The organism is Mucilaginibacter celer (assembly GCF_003576455.2).
GTDB lineage: Bacteria > Bacteroidota > Bacteroidia > Sphingobacteriales > Sphingobacteriaceae > Mucilaginibacter > Mucilaginibacter celer.
Genome location: NZ_CP032869.1, coordinates 487,693 through 505,922, shown reverse-complemented (window position 1 = coordinate 505,922; position 18,230 = coordinate 487,693). Strand labels below are relative to the sequence as shown.

Here is an 18,230-nt window from a genome sequence, read left to right as displayed (position 1 = left end):
CCACGGGGCCACCGCTTGCCTTCCCTGCAAAATGGGTAAAACCACGGGCTGCTAAATTTTGCCCTGTTTCACGCGCGATTGCCTCGCCCTTCTGCAAAAAGTAGCTATGCCCCTGCAGCCGCACCGCCCACCATTGTTTTACCCATTTTCGCCCGAAACTTTTCTGCTGACACTTTTCGATGATTTAGAAATTTATTCTCCAAATGAGCATCCTGAGAATCCTCTAATCCTAAAAATCATGGTTCAGACAAATAAATCCGAAATCGCACATCCGAATTCCGAAATCATACCCGCAATTATTTTTTTCAATCAACAATTCCTCCTGACATAGGGCTGTCATTAGCCCGCCGTTACTTTACATCATCAAACAAAAACACAACATTATGGATACTTTGAAATCATTGCTTAAAGAGATGGAACAAGAGGCTCAAACCACCGAAAAAATGCTGAGCCGCATTCCTGACGATAAATACCAGTGGAAACCCCACGCCAAAAGCATGACCATTGAGCAATTATCAAGTCATATTGCCGAACTGCCTACCTGGGTTCCGCTTACTCTGCATACCGACGAACTGGATTTCGCCACCTCGCCTTACCAACCCAAAAAGATTGCTAATACTGCCGAATTATTAAAGGTTTTTGAAGATTCGTTAGCGGATAGTTATGCCAACCTGCAAAAAGCGGATGTAAATACTTTTGATGAGACCTGGACTTTGCGCAATGGCGAGCAGATTCTTACGCAACGCACCAAGCTGGAAGTAATCAGGATGACTTATTGCCAGATTGTACACCACCGGGCACAATTGGGCGTATACTTAAGATTGCTGGATGTACCTATTCCGGGAAGTTACGGCCCAAGCGCTGATGATTTGGGGCTTTAATGGGATAAGAAAATCACCCTACCTTTACCTGATGAACAATTAAAACACACAAAAGCCGGGCAGGCATTAGCGGGCCGGGCTTTTGTGTGTTAAGCACTATCCACGGTGCTTTGATAGTTTACCTGTATTAATTTCTTCCAGGAAACCATTTTCGTTAATAGCATATCGGGCCTCGGAGGTGTCGGTATCTATTTTGTAATTTACGGTCTTTACTTTTTTGCTCCTGATCCTTTTGCCAAAAATTAACATTGGCAAAACGAAAACCGCAAGCAGGGCTACAACTTGTAATAGGGTTGTGTACATAACATCTAACATAAAAATTTAAGTCTGATTGGTACATATATAACGTTACCACGCGATAAATGGTTTACCCCTAAACGGTTATATTTATACCCATCATGGCGCACTTATAGCTAATTGTGTGCCACATATTTATTTGACGCTATTTATTGTGTGAAAATTACACAGGGAGGCTTATTTAGTTGATTTACAATAAAGTATTTGAATTTTTAACCGCTTTGATGTTTAAACCTGTTATGGTTTTGAAATAAATAATATACAGTACACTTTATTGATTTCAGTACAGTGGCGAAGTATCGTTTTTTGACGATGACTGGCGTTGGCGGCGGCGGATTTTGGGGTGAAAAATGTTGAAAAGTATTTTTTGTGGATGAGTTTTTTTGGGGACAGGAGACGATTTTACGATAGGTATTACCACGTCGTCATTGCGAGGAACGAAGCAATCGCGAACTATACAGAGCGGCCCTGCCTCCGTGCGATTGCTTCGTTCCTCGCAATGACGGCTTTTCTACTAAGGTTAGTAGAGTTGTTGGAGAGATGACCGCCGGTTTGTGGAAACTTTTATAAATTATAAAACGCTATCGCATTCCCACCAAAAAACAATTCCTTTTCGGTAACGGATAATTTTTCCGCATAAAGCCCCATTACCTCCATCGTTTTTTCATAACCACCGGCCAGTAAACAAACCGGCCAATCTGAACCAAACATTACGCGGCTGATACCGAAAGCGTTAAATACAATATCAATATAAGGGATAAAATCTGCAGCCGGGGTATTGTTCCAATCTGCTTCGGTAAGCAGGGCCGATACTTTGCAGTATACGTTTGGATAGGTGGCCAGCTTTTCGATATCCTGTTTCCAACCATCAATTTTACCGGCTTTGATATAGGGTTTGGCTATGTGATCGAGTACAAATTTCTGATCCGGAAATTCGGCAACCAGTTGTGCTGCGTATGGCAGGTGATTGGGGAAGATCAGGATATCATAAGTATAACCATACTCCGCCAAAGCAGCTATGCCTTTTTTAAAAGCCGGATTAAGCATATATTGCTCATCGGGCTCGGATTGCAATATGTGGCGGAAGCCCTTAAGCTTTTCATATTTCTTAAAATGATGCAGCCTGTCATTCAAATCATCGGCTTTCAGGTCAATCCAGCCTACTACGCCTTTTATAAAAGGGTTTACGGAAGCCAGATCGAGCAAAAACTCGGTTTCTTTTTCGGATTGATCGGCCTGAACGGCAATACAGCCATCTATGCTGTATTGCTGTAGTACAGGTAACAGGTCTTCCGGATAAAAATCCCGACCTATTACCTGCATATCTGCGGTGATCCAGCTGTCTCTTACCGGGTTGTATTGCCAGAAATGCTGATGCGCATCAATTTTTAGCATAAGCTATTACGTTTTGTTTCGATTCGCCAAGACCTTCGATGCCTAACTCAACCACGTCGCCTGCTTTGAGGTAGATAGGCGGCTTCATGCCTAAACCTACGCCTGCAGGAGTACCTGTCGAGATGATATCACCCGGCAGCAAAGTCATGAACTGGCTGGTGTATGAAATAAGGTGCGGCAGGTTGAAGATGAAGTTTGAGGTGGTACCATCCTGCATGGTTTCGCCGTTAACTTTTAACCAAAGGCGCAGGTTATGCGGATCGGCAATTTCATCCGGAGTAGCTAAAAAGGGGCCAAGCGGCGCGAAAGTATCGCAGCCTTTACCTTTATCCCAGGTGCCGTTACGCTCCAGTTGAAACTCGCGCTCACTTACGTCATTGTGCAGCACATAACCGGCAACATAATCCATGGCTTCGGCTTCTTCCACATACGATGCTTTTTTGCCGATAACCACAGCCAGCTCCACTTCCCAATCGGTTTTTACCGAGTTTTTAGGGATCATGATATCATCAAACGGACCAACAATAGCGGTGGTTGATTTCATGAAGATAACCGGCTCGGGCGGCAGCGGTGCGTTGGTTTCTTTGGCGTGATCGGCATAGTTCAAACCAATGCAAACCAGTTTTGACGGGCGAGTGATCGGGCTGCCTAAGCGTACATCCTCGGCCACTTCGGGCAGCAGGTTATCCTGTACAAAAGCGGCAAGGCGGTTAATACCGTCGGTTTCAAAAAACTGTTCGGTATAGTCTTCGCCAAAGGCAGATACATCGTATTTTTTATCGTTCAGGATAACGCCCGGTTTTTCTTTTCCTGGCTCGCCAAAGCGTATTAATTTCATTTTGTATGTTTTAGTTAGTTATAAGCTTAATAATAGTATCGTTAGGGTCGGCTGCTATACCGTTTAAATATACAAACACACCCTCGGTTTGTTGTTTAAATTTAACCACGCTGCCATCGGCCAGTAAAGCGGCTTTGGTTATCTTGCCTTTTAACTGGGGGATAAATATGTAAGGCTGTTGCGGCGGCGTCATCACATGCACGTAAAGGTTTTTATCTTTTTGGGTGATAACGCCCCATGGTTGCGCCGGGATGCCGCTGCCGCGGGTGCCGTAAATAGCTTCGCCGTTTTTTTGTATCCATGCGCCTACTATGGCCAATGTATCGGTAAACTCAGATTGAATTTTGCCGTTTGGCATGGGGCCGATATTTAACAGGAAGTTGGCATTTAAACCTGCTGCGTTAACCAGGTAATGGATAATGCGTTTTGATGATTTAAAGCTATGGTCGGTTATGTTAAAACCCCAGCTGTTATTGATGGTTTCGCAGGTTTCGAGAGGCAATGTGCCTATTTTTGACTTGCCGCTGAAACCGGTGGTATTGGCACCTGGCAAATCTTTCTCAAACATCTGGAAATCTTCGCCTTCTTTGGGTTCGAGGTGGTGGTTGTTACCTATTAGGATAGCCGGATTTAATTTATGGATCAACCCGTAAATTTCATCATAATGCCAGTTTACATCGCGCTCCCAATGGCCATCAAACCAGATGCCTTTAACACCCGGATATTTGGTAATGAGTTCAGTAAGCTGGGCCTTCATAAAGTTGATGTAGCTGTCCCAATCACCTTTTACGGGTTTGCCGTCAACAATAGGGCTGCCATAAGCATAATCTTTGCGGCCCCAATCTAACAGCGAATAGTAAAAATGAAGTTCGATGCCTTCTTTAACGCATTCCTGCGCCAGTTCCATCAAGGGGTCTTTATGGTACGGCGTGGCATCAACAATATTATAGGGTGATGCCTTAGTACCAAACATGCTGAAGCCATCATGGTGGCGCGAAGTAATGGTGATATACTTCATGCCTGCTTTTTTGGCAAACATCACCCAATCGTGCGCGTTGAAAGCCTGCGGATTGAAGAAATCGGCCAGGCGTTTATAGCTATCATAAGGGATATGCTTCTCGTTCATCACCCACTCGCCCGCTCCAAGCTCACTGTAAATACCCCAGTGAATAAACAGACCGAATTTCAGATCCTGGAAGTTCTGCCTTGCGGCAAGGTTATCGGCCGTTGGCGTGTAGGTCTGAGCGCCGGCGCGCACGACACCAAGCAGCATACCCATTAATAATAGCTTTTTGATCATATCAAATCGGGTTTAATTATTCAGCGTGATAAAGCCGCCATCGATAGGATAATCGGTACCGGTAATGAAACCGGCCTCGTCCGAGCAAAGGTACAGCGCTAATGCCGCAACTTCTTCCGGTTTACCCATCCTGCCTATCGGCTGGCTTTTTGAGAGCTTTTCAAAAATCTCTTCTTCCCTGCCCGCGTAGTTTTTAGCAATAAAGCCATCTACAAAAGGCGTATGCACCCGGGCCGGCGAAATACAATTGCAGCGGATATTGTCATTGATGTAGTCGCGTGCTACGGATAGGGTCATGGCGTGGATAGCGCCTTTGCTCATCGAATAAGCAAATCTATCGGTTATGCCCACGCTGGCCGCAATGGATGCCGTGTTAAGGATAATACCACCGCCATTTGCCTTAAGCGCCGGGATGGCTGCGTAAAGGCAGTTGTAAGCACCTTTAACGTTTACGTTAAATACACGCTCAAAATCTTCGGTACTGGTTGTATCGGCTTTGCCAATATGGGCTATACCCGCATTATTAATCAGGATATCTATTTTGCCAACTTTAGCAAAAGTGTCTATCACCTGCTGCTGGTTGCTTACATCACACGCGTAGCTGGTTGCTTTGCCGCCCGCGGCTGTTATCTCGCTGACGGTATCGGCCGCTGCCTGGTCGTTTAATTCGATAATGTGTACTTCGGCACCTTGCTGCGCGAATAATACGGCCATGGCTTTGCCTATGCCGCTGCCGCCGCCTGTTATGATTACTGATTTATTGGTTAGTTTGAACATTTTGATTCTGGTGTTTGTTTGTCATTCTGAGCGACAGCGAAGAATCTTCTGTGCTATCCAATTTGCGCCCGGACCTACCATCTTGAGTGTCCTCGCGAAGAAGATCCTTCGTTCCTCAGGATGACAGTTAGTTTAGTATAGCAAGACTTACGAAGCTTAAAACTTCGTAAGTCTTAAATTTTTACAGCGATACCCCTCGCTTCCACGGAATAAAGTCATCCTGCCCCAGCTTAACCGATTTTGGTTCCGCTTCACCGCTGGCTACCTGTATTACGTAATCCAGGATCCGCTCGCCGGCCTGCTGGATGGTTTCAGAACCTTCAATAATAGTTCCGCAGTTGATATCTATAATATCTGGCATGCGCTGAAACATAGCCGTATTGGTTGATAATTTGATAACCGGGGTGATGGGGTTGCCTGTTGGCGTGCCCAAACCGGTAGTAAACAATACGATATTAGCGCCGGAGCCCACCTCTGCGGTAGTGCTTTCTACGTCGCTGCCAGGGGTACATAATAGATTTAAGCCTGGCTTAGTTACTTTTTCAGGATAATCCAGCACAGCTGTTACCGGCGATGAACCTCCTTTTTTTGCCGCCCCGGCCGATTTAATGGCATCGGTAATTAAACCATCGCGGATATTGCCCGGAGATGGGTTAGCGTAAAAACCGGAGCCATCGGCCTCGGCACGGGCATTATAGGTTGTCATGAGGTTCATAAAGCGGTTGGCGGTATCAACGTCAACGCAACGGTCGCTTAGTTCCTGTTCTACACCGCATAGTTCCGGAAACTCGGCCAGGATCACCGAGCCGCCCATGGTAACCAGTAAATCGGATACATAACCCAGGGCAGGATTGGCCGAGATGCCCGAAAAGCCATCTGAGCCACCGCATTCCAGCCCAATACAAAGTTTTGAAAGTGGTGCAGGCTGGCGACTGGTTTCATTTGCTTTTACCAAACCGGCAAAGGTTTGCTTCAAAGCTTGTTTTAACAATTCGCTTTCTGTACCTACTTTTTGCTGCTCCAATATCACCAGTGGTTTATTGAAGTTGGCATCACGTTTAGCAATCTCGGCTTGTAAAATACTTACCTGTGCGTGCTGGCAGCCTAAACTCAATACAGTTGCACCTGCCACGTTAGGATGCGTAATGTATCCGGCAATCAATCCGCAAAGTGCGTCCGAATCTTCGCGCGTACCGCCGCAACCCAGGCTATGATTCAGAAATTTGATACCGTCGATATTTTTGAACAGGCGTTTTGAATTTGGTTTTTCTTCGGATGAATTGATATCCGCGTTCAGAATTTCCTCCACCGATTTCCCGGCCTGGTAAAGCTCCATCAGTTGTTCCACATCACCTTCGTAGCTTTTGGCTTTTTTATAGCCCAGTTTATCAACCAAGGCTTCTTTTAGTACGTTGATGTTTCTGTTCTCGCAAAAAACAAGCGGAACAACTACCCAGTAATTAGCAGTACCTACCGAACCATCTTCGCGGTGGTAGCCCATAAAGGTTTTGCCTTCAAAGCTATTGGTATCGGGTTTGTGCCAGTCGAGCTTGCGTTCGCCAAGGCGAAAACCATCGGCGGCATGGTATACGTTTTCGGTAGTGAGCAAGCCACCTTGCGGAATAAACGAAGATGCTTTGCCTACCAGTACGCCGTACATGTGAATTTCCTTATCTACCGGCAGTTCATTGATGGCAAATTTGTGCTTGGCTGCCACTTTGTTTACCAGTGGGAATGTTTGTCCCTCAAACGTGATAACTGTTCCCTGCTCCAGATCTTGCAGGGCCACCAGTACGTTATCATGCGGATGGATCCTTAAATATGTTTGTTTTTGTGTTGACATTAGTTTTTATGATCGGTCCTTTTTTGCAGGGACAATATTTTTTGGCTTATTGCTGAAGCGTGAGTTCAATTACCGGAATTTCGTATGGCGGTTTTTGTGCCGGCAATGTCAATTCCAAATCGTTACCATTAGCTTCTTTATATAACAATTCTGAACTATCGTTCAAAAACTGGGCGTATTTAATTTTGCCTTTGTACCCGGGCAACACCAGTTTACCTTGCGGATAATTGAACAGTTGCACATACAGTTTACCGGCAGCTTTGTTATAAGTAAGCTTGGTTCCTTCAGGTACTTTATAGGTATCAGGAGCAAAAGTGCAATTGTATATAGCTTTGCCATTGGCATGCATCCAGTACGCCAAACTATCCAAAGCCCTGTTAGCGCGGTAATCAAACTCGCCGCGGGCAGTAGGACCAACGTTCAGGATCAGGTTACCTCCATTGCTTGTTGAGGTAATTAAGAGATCGAGCAGCTGGCGGTGGGTTTTCCAGGTGTTTTCATCACGATAATATCCCCATGAGCCTGAAAACGTTTGGCAGGTTTCCCAGGTTTTGCCGCGGTATTTGGCCAGTTCTTCGGTGCTTACCTGTTCGGGCGTTTCAAAGTCGGCACCGTCTTTATATTCTTCCAGGTTCAGGCGGTTATCGATTATAATGCCCGGCTGTAGTTTCCTGATCAGTTTTACCAGTTCAACGGCACCCCAATCGTCCTTGGTTTTGCCGTGGCCGTTTTTATTCGGGAATGAAAAATCGAGCCAAAGAATATCGATCTTACCATAGTTGGTTAACAACTCGGTGATCTGGTTACGCATGTACTGGCGGTATTTGGCCATATCGCGGCCTTTATTCAGTTTGGCGTAGCTGGCATCACTTTTATCGGCAGGTGCCTGCGGATGATAAGCATCAACCAGGTAATCCGGGTGGTGCCAGTCTAACAGCGAATAGTAAAAACCCACTTTTAAGCCCTGAGCGCGGAAAGCGTTCACATACTCGCGTACCAAATCGCGTTTGGCTTTGGTATTAGGCGCTTTATAATCGGTATATTTTGAATCAAACAGGCAAAAACCCTCGTGGTGCTTAGTGGTAAGCACAGCGTATTTCATGCCTGCTGCTTTTGCCTCTTTAGCCCATTTCTGCGGCTCGAACTGGTCGGGATTAAACTGGTCGAAATATTTTTGATACACATCGTTTGTGATGTGTTCATGGTTTTTAACCCATTCGTGGCGGGCAGCCTGCGCGTACAGGCCCCAGTGAATAAACATGCCAAAGCGATCGTCCTTCCACCATTCCATGCGTTTTTCTTTTTGGGCATCGGTTTCGGTGCCTATCATTTTTTGCGCTGATACTGATGAGCAGATCAGCGAAAAACACACAGCAAGCAATTGTATTTTTTTTAACATACCCATCCCTGTTTATAATGTAAAAACTTTATCCATCAAAACCCATTTTACACCCTCAGGCGCATTTTTTACCGGCGATTGGTAGCTCCACATTAAATCTTCCCACTCCTTAACTTTAGGATTTGCGGCATCCATAGCAGCGGCCTCATCAAAGCTAAAATTATCGTTAACCTCCATAATCATGAACATGCGGGTATCGAAACGGTAAATCTCCATATTGGTAATTCCCTTGGCGGTGATACTTTCGTGAATTTCGGGCCAGATGCTTTCGTGATACTTTTCGTATTCGGCAATCAGGGCCGCATCGTCTTTCAGGTCGAGGGTTAAACAGTATCGTTGGCTCATAGAATAGCTCTCAAAAAAGTTTATATCGGTATTACAAAGAAATAAGGTTTAAGGGTAAATAATTATCGAAAATTGGCCAAAACGTTCAGCTTTTTTGGCATAGTACCGTTGATAAGAACGATCAGTTCTTTTTAGTAAACTCTTTCTGATACGTCAGCGGGCTTTTGCCCGTTACCTGCTTAAAATGTTTATGAAAAGTGGAGAAGTTATTAAAGCCGCTATCATAACACAATTGCTTAATATTCAGTTTATTTTCAATCAACAGTTTACATGCATAGCCAACCTTTATTTCAATAACAAACTGCGAGTAAGTTTTACGGGTTTTTGATTTAAAGTATCTGCAAAATGAGTTGGCGCTTACGCCGGCTACGTCAGCAATCTCTTCGAGGTAAATTTTTTTGCGGAAGTTGCGCATCGAGTACTCATAAATATTATTGAGTCTGTCACTTTCCAATTCGTTATGATCATACTTAAAACCAATTGAAGTTAAGTAATGAAGTGATGCACCAGCCAGTGTGTTCAGTGCTCTGAGCAACATGATAATCCGCTCGGCACCATCGGTATTAAGCATGGAGGTAAGAATTCCGGCCAGAGATTCCTTGGTTTTTCCGGTAATTTGCAGCCCACGTTTTGAACGCTCGAGCAGCACTTTAATCAGCTTATTTTCGGGCAATTGTAAAAACTGTTCACCCCAAAAATTTTCGTTAAAATGCACTACGATAGTGTCTGTAGGTTGCACTTCTCCCCCATCACCAAAATAAACATCGTCAAACCGCCAATAGTGGGGCAGGTTTGATCCTACCAACACCATATCGCCTGCCTCAAATTGTTTAATGCTGTCGCCAATAAACTGTGTTCCGCCTCCCTTTTTAAAATAAATAAGCTCCAGTTCCGGGTGGCAATGCCAGCGGTTATTTATATCGGGCTGTACATCATGCCGCACGCTGAAAGAATGTGCGGGATCGGCAGATACTTTGAGTAAAAGCGGCTTCATTCAGTTATATTTACCATTAAAACGCTAAATATAGATATTAAGTGTAAAAAAAGCTTAATTAATAACACTAAAAAAATGGGTATACTTATTTCAGGTATGATTTAATTAGTTTTATATTGTGCTGATTAAACTCAAACCAATCACAGTTATGAATCGTTACTATCAATTATTCCTTCTTTTTGTATTATTACCTTTTTTTAGTTTTGCACAAAGTCATTTCAAACCGGGTTATGTAATTACCACCGGCGGGCAAACAGTACAGGGCTTTATTGACGAGCGCGATTGGGACAATAACCCTACAAGTATATCTTTTAAAACATCGGCTTCAGCTACTGATACAAAAAGCTATACCGTTGATAATATCAGTTATTTTGAAGTAACCGGTTCGGTTGCATTTCAACGCTACAGCGGCGCCATTAGCATGGATGAAACTGATATAAACAAGCTGTCAACAGGTAAGGATACCAGCACTAAACAGGCTACTGTTTTTTTACGCCTGCAACAAAAAGGCGATAAGGTTTCATTGTTTTCATACAGCGATGATATTAAAACGCGATATTTTATAGCAGATAACCAGGCCGGTACCACAGTTGAACTGATATATCGGATTTACCGCACCGGCGAAGCGGCGGGTGTCAACGGGACTAATACGCGATCTGAAAATCAATACGTGCCTCAACTATATAGCCTGGCTACTAAATACAATCCATCGTCAAGCAAATTGGGGGTACTAATTGAAAAAGCCGAATATAAACCTGGCGATTTGAAAAGCATATCTCAGCTTATAAATAACCAAACGGTTGATAACGACAGTTACGGCTCGCACGCAGGTATGGACTTTTTTGTTGGTGCCGGTGTTGACGCGAGTACCTACAAATTTACGGGTGCTGCTGTTTTTTATAACGATGTGCCCAATAAAACTTCTTTTGCACCGGTATTTATAGCGGGTGTTAATTTTTATACTAATAAAGACATTGGCCGGTTTATTTTCAGGACTGAAGTGCTTTACACCTCGAGTTCATATAACACCATAGTTGATGTGTATTTTAATCAACCTGATAAACCCAAGGCTACATACAGGCTAAAACAACATGAAATAGGCATTGCCCCGCAGGTGCTATACTACTTTTATAATACTGCAAATGTTAAAGCTTATGCTGGTATTGGGCTGATGTTAAACTTAACCAGCTACGGCGGCAACAATATTACCAACAATGCCGACCCAACATCGGTACGCACTAACATTTTGGTACTGGATACAAGATGGCTTTCGTACCCTATTAAAGCTGGGGTATTACTTAACAAGAACATTGAAGTAGCACTGGCATATAGCCTGCCTGTTTCCATTACAAACATAGCAGCAACAAACACGGCCAATTACTCCCTTAATCTGAGCAGCTTTAAAGCAGGTGTTAACTACCATTTCTAAAAATAAAAAACGTTGTTAAACAAAATAAGGCGTTCCGTATCTCACCCCGGAACGCCTTTTGTTATCTCATGGATAACTGATCAACTAAATCTCAGATCACCATGTACAGGATCTGAGCCCACCATCTTTCTCAGGGATGGAAAGGTTTTAAATATTGTTTAAAAGCCGCCGCCCGGAGGAGGGCCACCCGGACCACCGCCCGGAGGAGGGCCGCCCATGCCACCCGGCCCCATTGCGGGCCTTTTACCTGCAAACTTTTGAAGCTTTAATGTAAATGATAACAAGAAATAGCGCCCTAAACGGTTACTGTTGGTTTGTGTAACATAACTTCCGTTTTGAATTGTTGTGTAGCCTGTATTTTCGTTAAACACATCCATTACCGAAAAACGAAGCGTACCCGCATTGCCCTTTAAAAAACGACGCTCAATATAAGTGTTCAAAATATTGGGATTGGTTGCGCCTGTGTAACCATAGTAAATCATTTTCGAATAATCGTAGCTTAGCGTCCAGTCTTTAAAAAAGTAGCTTTTGCCGTTAATACCCAGGTTAAGCGACCGGAAATTATTGTTAACGTTGGCCTGTTTAATAGAATTTCTTGATGTATTAACACTGTAGGTTGTGCTGGCTTCGGCATCAATAACATCGGTAATGCTTACCCTAAAGCGCGCGCCTTGTGATAGCACCAGGTTTTTGGCTATGTTTTTCTCGGTAGTCATGTTATAGGTAACAGAATCAACGTTGCTGATATAAGAGACGTTGTTGTTGTACAAAATGTTACCGATCATGAATAAATTATATTTTCTTTTTTCCCAGGGCTTTGCAAACACATAAAAACCTTGTGCCGAGTAGTATCCGTCGGCATTTAAATATTGAGTAAGGATACTGCCGGCCAGTTTGGTGTTGGGTGCGTAATTACGCGGGTATGTAATGGTATTGGCTACAATTCTGTTATCGGTTTTGGTGAACGACAGGTTACTGAAAAAAACGTTTCCGCTTTCAAAATTAAACTTGTTGTACCTGATGGCCAGGGTGTTGTTAAACTCGGGTTTTAGATCGGGATTACCTTGAACAGGGTACGAAGCATTGCTGAAATCTGTAACGGGCTGCAGTTCGGTATAAGTTGGTTGCATGCTGCTGCCGTTGTAGTTTACACTAAGCGACTGGTTTCTGGAAAAATTATAAATAAACCTGGCTGTAGGTGCCCAGTTAAACGTGTTATTGTTGGTTTTAAAAGGCTGCCCCGCCATTACCGATGCACCATTTAAAATGGTAGGCTGTGCAACAAGGCCTAAAACATAGTTATATTTTTTATCGATAAATCGATAGTTAAGTCCGAAACGGTGGGTTATAAAAGTTGAGTTGTAGTTATTGCTCAGCAAATCATAATTGTTCCTGGTACCGTCGCCGGCCAGCGTATCGGTAACTTTATCGGCCGTAGTGTAAGCATAATGATAAGCATAACTGGCTTCAAGGTAGCCTTTTTTGCTAACAGGTTCCATGTATGATATGGTGGTACCCACGCTATCGGTGCGGCTATCGGTGTTGATAAACTGGTTTAGCGGGGCATTCCTTGCACCATCTATATAGGTATAAACCGGATTTTGGTATTTATTGATACTATAGCTACCCGCTCCCGCACTTACGCTGAAGTTACGGCCATGGGTATTAAACTTGTGGTTAAACAGCACATTGGCTCCGTAATTAGGCTCGGTTGATTTGCTTAGTGTTGAAAATGTATAGTTAGATACAGTTTGTGCATTCCTGATTAACAGGCTGCTTCCGTCTGCATTGGTATTGGTGCTGGCGTAAGCAAATGTAGGCGTAATCTTTACATAATTCACCGTATCGGGTTTGTACTCGATATTGAAATTAACCCGGTGATTCAGCTTGTCATCCTGCTGATTATTGCTTTGCGTATTAGTGCTTGGATTGGTGTTGGAAAGGTTATTTTGAATAGTGCTGCTGATGGTATTTACCGAATTGTTGGCATAGCTGTAGCTGCCATAAGCCGTAACCTTTTTGCCCCAGCTGTCGCGATAATTAAACCCGAACGACCGCGCAGTAGTAATACCGTTTGATGAATTGTTATTGCCGCCCGGAGGGCCCCCCGGGCCACCACCTCTGGGGCCGCCGCCGCCAAAGCTAAACAGGTTGGTATTGGTGTTGTTAAGATTACCCAAAAAAGCCAGTTGCCTGTTGCCATTAAAGCTGAACACACTGGCCGATGCCACATACCTATCGCTTTCCTTATCGTTTGAGATGCCGGGTATAGCATCGCGTCCGCCGCCTAAGCTGGCCTGGCCAAAATAACCGTAGTTTTTGCTTTGTTTGATATTGATGTTCAATACCTTTTCCGGCTCCCCGGTTTTGATGCCGGTTATGTTGGCCTGATCTCCATAATCGTCAATTACCTGGATGCTTTGAATAATTTCGGCCGGAAGGTTTTTGGTTGCCGTTTTAACGTCGCCTCCAAAAAAGTCCTTACCGTTTACACGCACCTTGGTCACGCTTTTGCCCTGCGCGGTAATATTACCATCTTTATCCACATCCATACCGGGTAGTTTTCTAATCACATCTTCTACCGGCGCTCCATCCCTAACTTTATAAGCATCAGCATTAAATTCAACAGTATCCTCCTTCATCTTAACCGGATTAACATCGGCAATAACTACCGTGTTCAGCATGCGGGTTTCCGTTTTCATGATTACCGCAGGCAATATAGCCGGCTTATTATCTACCTGTAAAATAAACCGGCGTTTAAGGGCCTGATAACCAATTGATGTAAACACCAAACTAAACTGGTTAACCTTTACATTATTAAAAGCGAAGCTCCCATCTGCGTTGGTTATCACTGTAGTGCTATCGGTACCTGTAAGCATTTTTACGTTTGTACCCGCCAGCAAATAACCGGTGCTGTCTTTTACAACACCTTTAACCAGCCTGCCTGTTTGGGCATTAGTTTTCAGAGCAATAAAAAGGATAAGGCTTAATATGGTAAATAAAAATTTCATTTAGGATTTGTTTACAACCGCAAAACAATAGTATTAATTTGGCTGTAAAAAACAGAATAGACCGGTGTGCCTATTGTATCGACGGTTTACCTGTTTTACTCTATAAAAGATGGTTAGGCACCTTTATACAACCTATTGTTATATTTAGAGATAGTTTTAGCCTGCTCGTCGGTATTTTCGGGCTCCCCGGCGATTATGGTTGCCGGCAGGGAAGCGCAATTTGTAATATTGCTGAATTATATGTGTAGATTTATGTTTCGGCGTAGCATTATAAACCTCTTTAAATGAGCCTCAAATCAAAAAGTAATACCATTACCGTACTTATCCATATTTTAATATGGGTGGTTTTTGGGTTACTGCTGTTTTTTTACCAGCCCCTCACCTGGAATGTTGATTTCCCCTACCAGTTTTGGGTTAAACAAACCATTACTTTTTTCCTGCTTGTTGCCGGTTATTATTTTAACAACCGGTTGCTTGTTCCGCGCTTTTTACTGCACGACCGTACGGGCGTATATCTTGTTACCGTAGTAGCCGTGGTGGCTATTTTTTTATTGCTAAATCAATGGGCCGATAAAGTGCTCAACATGCACGAGCACATGGAGGCCATATTTCACAAAAAGCACGGCCCCCCAAAACCAAGGGGACGAGGTGGCTGGGATATTTTTGGCACCATCATCATCGCCCTGGTTTTGGGCATAGGCACCAGCATTACGGCTATTCAAAAATGGCAGGCCGATATCAGGCTGCGTGCGGCATTAGAGCAGGAAAAGATCAGTTCGGAGCTTTCATTTCTCAAAGCGCAGATCAATCCGCATTTCTTTTTCAATACGCTTAACAACATTTACTCGCTCACTTATGTCAATGCCGAAACATCGCGCAAAGCGCTGCACCAGTTATCGCGCATGATGAGATACGTGTTGTACGATACCCAACACGGTACCGCGCTGTTAAGCCAGGAAGTTGCATTTATAAAAGATTATATCAGCCTGATGGAATTGCGGCTTACCGAAAAAGTTACGGTATCATTTACTCCGCCTGCACAGCTTAACGATGTGACCCTTGCTCCTATGTTGTTTTTGCCTTTTGTTGAAAATGCTTTCAAGCATGGCATCAGTGCAACTTTGCCGAGCACTATCCTGATCAGCATTGATCAGCACGACGATCAGCTCGAGCTTTTGGTAAGGAACGGTATTTACAAAGATGCAAATGCCAGTATTGAAGAAAATAAAGGTATCGGCCTTACCAACACCATCCGCAGGCTTGATTTACTTTATCCTGGCAAATACAAGCTGGATATTAAGGAAGATACCGACCAAAATACCTACACCGTTCATTTAATCCTTAACCCGCAATGATCCTGAACTGCATAGCCGTTGATGATGAACCACTGGCCCTTGGCCTTGTTTGCGCTTTTATTGAACAAACGCCGTTTTTAAAACTGGCCGGCCGATATAGCAGCGCGGTTGAAGCACTGGTAGGTTTGCAGGATCAAAAAATCGACCTTATTTTTCTCGACATCCAGATGCCCAACCTTAACGGAATGGAACTGGCCAGGGTTTTAGATAGTCGCGGCCCCAATAAACCCCGCATTATTTTCACCACTGCCTACAACCAGTTTGCCATTGAGGGCTACCGGGTTGATGCACTTGATTACCTGCTTAAGCCGTTTAACTACGAAGAGTTTTTGCATGCATCAAATAAGGCGCTAAGTTATTTTGAGTTGGTAAACCGATCGCAAAACGCAACAAACACAGCAACAGTTCCGGCTGCAGCCCCGCAATCCGAAGAGGAAGAATATCTTTTTTTAAAGATCGAATACCAACTGGTACGCATCGCTCTTAATGATATCCTGTACATAGAAGGTTTAAAAGATTATGTGAAGATCTATCTGCAGGATAAAGAAAAGCCGCTGCTTTCACTCAGCAGCCTGAAAGCTCTTGAAGAAAAACTGCCTGCCAAACGTTTTATGCGTGTGCATCGCTCGTTCATCGTATCCCTCAATAAAATAAACTCCATAACCCGTAATGCCCTGCAAATTGGCAAAGTAAACATCACCGTTGGCGATCAGTATAAGGAAGCTTTTGGAGTGTTTTTGAGCAAGTGGGCGTGACCGTTGATTTATTCGAGTTCAGACAAAAAAAGAACATCCCAAAAATCCCCCCAAATCCAGGTTCAGACAAAATCAACGCAATCAACATAATCATTCTCCTATCAACGGTCACGGTCTCACCCTATTGCAATTTTTTGTCTCATTTTTATCCGATTAAATAATATTCACTACTTTTAAATTATGCAAAAGGTAAGTGAAATACAGGTTGAGGTAGCAGACCTCAAAACGTTTGAAGGTTTGGCGGGTGTGCCCGATGATCAGCTGCAATGGCTGATTGACAAAAGTGAGGTTTTGACATTTGAAGATGGCGAATACCTGATGGAACCCGGCGAAACCCTTACAGGCCCGCATTTTATATTGGAAGGCAATATGCGCTTCTTTATGCTGCAACAGGGCTCACGCCGAGATTATGTGGCGGTTGAAAAAGGAAGCATTACAGGTTATATGCCCTATTCGCGCGGAGTGACAGCCCGAGGTTATGCGCAGGCCGTGGGTGAACTCACCGTATTGAGCTACCCAGTAGAGGATATTATGGAAATGATTAAAAACCATTTCGAACTTACCCAGGCCCTGGTACATATCATGACTACCCGCGTGCGCGATTTTACGGCCATGCAGCAACAAAACGATAAAATGATGGCACTGGGTAAGCTTTCGGCCGGTTTGGCGCATGAGCTGAACAACCCAGCCTCGGCCATTGTGCGCGATTCGTTGTCGCTGCGCAAACACCTGCGCATGGTGCCTGCTCACCTCAAAAATATGTTTGCCATCAGGGCCAGCGATGAGCAGGTTGACGGGCTTACCGACGAGCTTTTCAGGATCCTGAACAAAAAGGAATGTTATACCCGCCTAACGCTTAAACAACGCACCCAGCTTGAAGATGAAATAACCGAGTGGCTGGAAGAAAACGGTGCCGAGGATGCTTATGAAATAGCCGAAAGCTTTGTTGATTTCAGCTTTACCCCCGAAAATCTCGAGGCCTTAAAACGATACATCCCGCCGCACGCCGTACCTATTATTATGGGTTGGCTGAGTGCCAAACTTGCCGGCGAAAAAATGATTGAAGATATCCAGGAATCGGCCCGCCGCATTGCCGAACTGGTGAGCTCGGTAAAAACATTTACCCACATGGATAGGGCGCAGGATAAGCAATACGCCGATATCCACATCGGTATCCGCAACACCATCACCATGCTGGGCTACAAAATCAGGAAGGAAAACATTACCGTTGTTGAGGAATTTGATGAAACCCTGCCCGAAGTTAAAGCCCTCATAGGCGAACTGAACCAGGTGTGGACCAATTTGGTTGATAACGCACTTGATGCTATGGAAATCAACGAGAAAGGCACACTCACCATCCGCACCAAAAAGGACAATGATTTTGTTGAGGTTACGATTATTGATGATGGGCCAGGTATTCCCGAAGAAAACGTAGGCCAGATTTTTGATCCTTTTTTTACAACCAAAGAGATGGGCAAAGGTACCGGTATGGGCCTGGAAGTGGTGCATCGCATTGTTAAGCAGCACCGCGGATCGATTAAGGTAAAATCAAGGCCCGGGCATACCGAGTTTATAGTTTGTTTTCCGATAAACGGATAGCAAACTACCATT

At 44.1% G+C, this 18,230-nt stretch carries 14 protein-coding genes; 5 read left to right on the top strand and 9 right to left on the bottom strand.

The genetic code is table 11. From position 1 onward, the window contains the following. Positions 1-383 precede the first annotated feature (383 nt). Positions 384-881: a DinB family protein gene (locus HYN43_RS02065; RefSeq protein WP_119407872.1), complete on the top strand. Its 498-nt coding sequence runs from the start codon at positions 384-386 to the stop codon at positions 879-881. A gap of 861 nt (positions 882-1,742) precedes the next feature. On the opposite strand, the gene HYN43_RS02050 is transcribed toward HYN43_RS02065, so the two are convergent. The 8 genes from HYN43_RS02050 to HYN43_RS02015 all read right to left on the bottom strand — a co-directional run bounded on the left by HYN43_RS02050 (position 1,743) and on the right by HYN43_RS02015 (position 10,069). Beyond that, a complete protein-coding gene (locus HYN43_RS02050; protein WP_119407869.1) occupies positions 1,743-2,573 on the bottom strand; it encodes an amidohydrolase family protein in 831 nt (276 codons plus the stop codon). Next, positions 2,560-3,411, bottom strand: coding sequence for a fumarylacetoacetate hydrolase family protein (locus HYN43_RS02045; protein ID WP_119407868.1), 852 nt, complete (start codon positions 3,409-3,411; stop codon positions 2,560-2,562). Before HYN43_RS02045 ends, HYN43_RS02050 begins: the two co-directional genes overlap by 14 nt. A 10-nt stretch (positions 3,412-3,421) precedes the next feature. Continuing rightward, on the bottom strand, positions 3,422-4,711 hold the full coding sequence (locus HYN43_RS02040; RefSeq protein ID WP_119407867.1) for an alpha-L-fucosidase: 1,290 nt from the start codon (positions 4,709-4,711) through the stop codon (positions 3,422-3,424). Positions 4,712-4,723: 12 nt separating this feature from the next. Further along, a complete protein-coding gene (locus HYN43_RS02035; RefSeq protein ID WP_119407866.1) occupies positions 4,724-5,488 on the bottom strand; it encodes an SDR family NAD(P)-dependent oxidoreductase in 765 nt (254 codons plus the stop codon). Between the two features lie 181 nt (positions 5,489-5,669). Beyond that, positions 5,670-7,331: a UxaA family hydrolase gene (locus HYN43_RS02030; RefSeq protein ID WP_119407865.1), complete on the bottom strand. Its 1,662-nt coding sequence runs from the start codon at positions 7,329-7,331 to the stop codon at positions 5,670-5,672. Positions 7,332-7,377: 46 nt separating this feature from the next. Next, a complete protein-coding gene (locus HYN43_RS02025) occupies positions 7,378-8,730 on the bottom strand; it encodes an alpha-L-fucosidase (protein WP_119409219.1) in 1,353 nt (450 codons plus the stop codon). A gap of 12 nt (positions 8,731-8,742) precedes the next feature. Continuing rightward, positions 8,743-9,075 (bottom strand): L-rhamnose mutarotase, encoded by a 333-nt coding sequence (locus tag HYN43_RS02020; protein ID WP_119407864.1) that lies wholly within the window; start codon positions 9,073-9,075, stop codon positions 8,743-8,745. A 121-nt stretch (positions 9,076-9,196) separates the two neighbouring features. Further along, positions 9,197-10,069, bottom strand: a complete 873-nt coding sequence (locus tag HYN43_RS02015) for an AraC family transcriptional regulator (RefSeq protein WP_119407863.1) — start codon at positions 10,067-10,069, stop codon at positions 9,197-9,199. A gap of 148 nt (positions 10,070-10,217) precedes the next feature. Here HYN43_RS02015 and HYN43_RS02010 point away from each other — a divergent pair, with 148 nt between their 5' ends. Continuing rightward, positions 10,218-11,498, top strand: a complete 1,281-nt coding sequence (locus tag HYN43_RS02010; protein ID WP_119407862.1) for a hypothetical protein — start codon at positions 10,218-10,220, stop codon at positions 11,496-11,498. A 158-nt stretch (positions 11,499-11,656) separates the two neighbouring features. Here the strand turns inward: HYN43_RS02010 and HYN43_RS02005 are convergent, their stop codons facing one another. Continuing rightward, on the bottom strand, positions 11,657-14,509 hold the full coding sequence (locus HYN43_RS02005) for an outer membrane beta-barrel protein (RefSeq protein WP_119407861.1): 2,853 nt from the start codon (positions 14,507-14,509) through the stop codon (positions 11,657-11,659). Positions 14,510-14,793: 284 nt separating this feature from the next. Here HYN43_RS02005 and HYN43_RS02000 point away from each other — a divergent pair, with 284 nt between their 5' ends. The 3 genes from HYN43_RS02000 to HYN43_RS01990 all read left to right on the top strand — a co-directional run bounded on the left by HYN43_RS02000 (position 14,794) and on the right by HYN43_RS01990 (position 18,218). Further along, entirely contained in the window at positions 14,794-15,864 is a 1,071-nt protein-coding gene (locus tag HYN43_RS02000) for a sensor histidine kinase (RefSeq protein ID WP_119407860.1), read from the top strand. Beyond that, entirely contained in the window at positions 15,861-16,619 is a 759-nt protein-coding gene (locus HYN43_RS01995; RefSeq protein ID WP_119407859.1) for a LytR/AlgR family response regulator transcription factor, read from the top strand. Before HYN43_RS02000 ends, HYN43_RS01995 begins: the two co-directional genes overlap by 4 nt. A 180-nt stretch (positions 16,620-16,799) precedes the next feature. Further along, on the top strand, positions 16,800-18,218 hold the full coding sequence (locus HYN43_RS01990; RefSeq protein WP_119407858.1) for an ATP-binding protein: 1,419 nt from the start codon (positions 16,800-16,802) through the stop codon (positions 18,216-18,218). Positions 18,219-18,230 lie beyond the last annotated feature (12 nt).

Bases quoted from the DNA above. Each gene is read 5' to 3' on its own strand.
- HYN43_RS02015 (WP_119407863.1), bottom strand. From the start codon at position 10,069: ATGAAGCCGCTTTTACTCAAAGTATCTGCCGATCCCGCACATTCTTTC.
- HYN43_RS01995 (WP_119407859.1), top strand. From the start codon at position 15,861: ATGATCCTGAACTGCATAGCCGTTGATGATGAACCACTGGCCCTTGGC.
- HYN43_RS02000 (WP_119407860.1), top strand. From the start codon at position 14,794: ATGAGCCTCAAATCAAAAAGTAATACCATTACCGTACTTATCCATATT.
- HYN43_RS02010 (WP_119407862.1), top strand. From the start codon at position 10,218: ATGAATCGTTACTATCAATTATTCCTTCTTTTTGTATTATTACCTTTT.
- HYN43_RS02045 (WP_119407868.1), bottom strand. From the start codon at position 3,411: ATGAAATTAATACGCTTTGGCGAGCCAGGAAAAGAAAAACCGGGCGTT.
- HYN43_RS02050 (WP_119407869.1), bottom strand. From the start codon at position 2,573: ATGCTAAAAATTGATGCGCATCAGCATTTCTGGCAATACAACCCGGTA.
- HYN43_RS02030 (WP_119407865.1), bottom strand. From the start codon at position 7,331: ATGTCAACACAAAAACAAACATATTTAAGGATCCATCCGCATGATAAC.
- HYN43_RS02005 (WP_119407861.1), bottom strand. From the start codon at position 14,509: ATGAAATTTTTATTTACCATATTAAGCCTTATCCTTTTTATTGCTCTG.
- HYN43_RS02025 (WP_119409219.1), bottom strand. From the start codon at position 8,730: ATGTTAAAAAAAATACAATTGCTTGCTGTGTGTTTTTCGCTGATCTGC.
- HYN43_RS02035 (WP_119407866.1), bottom strand. From the start codon at position 5,488: ATGTTCAAACTAACCAATAAATCAGTAATCATAACAGGCGGCGGCAGC.
- HYN43_RS02020 (WP_119407864.1), bottom strand. From the start codon at position 9,075: ATGAGCCAACGATACTGTTTAACCCTCGACCTGAAAGACGATGCGGCC.
- HYN43_RS02065 (WP_119407872.1), top strand. From the start codon at position 384: ATGGATACTTTGAAATCATTGCTTAAAGAGATGGAACAAGAGGCTCAA.
- HYN43_RS01990 (WP_119407858.1), top strand. From the start codon at position 16,800: ATGCAAAAGGTAAGTGAAATACAGGTTGAGGTAGCAGACCTCAAAACG.
- HYN43_RS02040 (WP_119407867.1), bottom strand. From the start codon at position 4,711: ATGATCAAAAAGCTATTATTAATGGGTATGCTGCTTGGTGTCGTGCGC.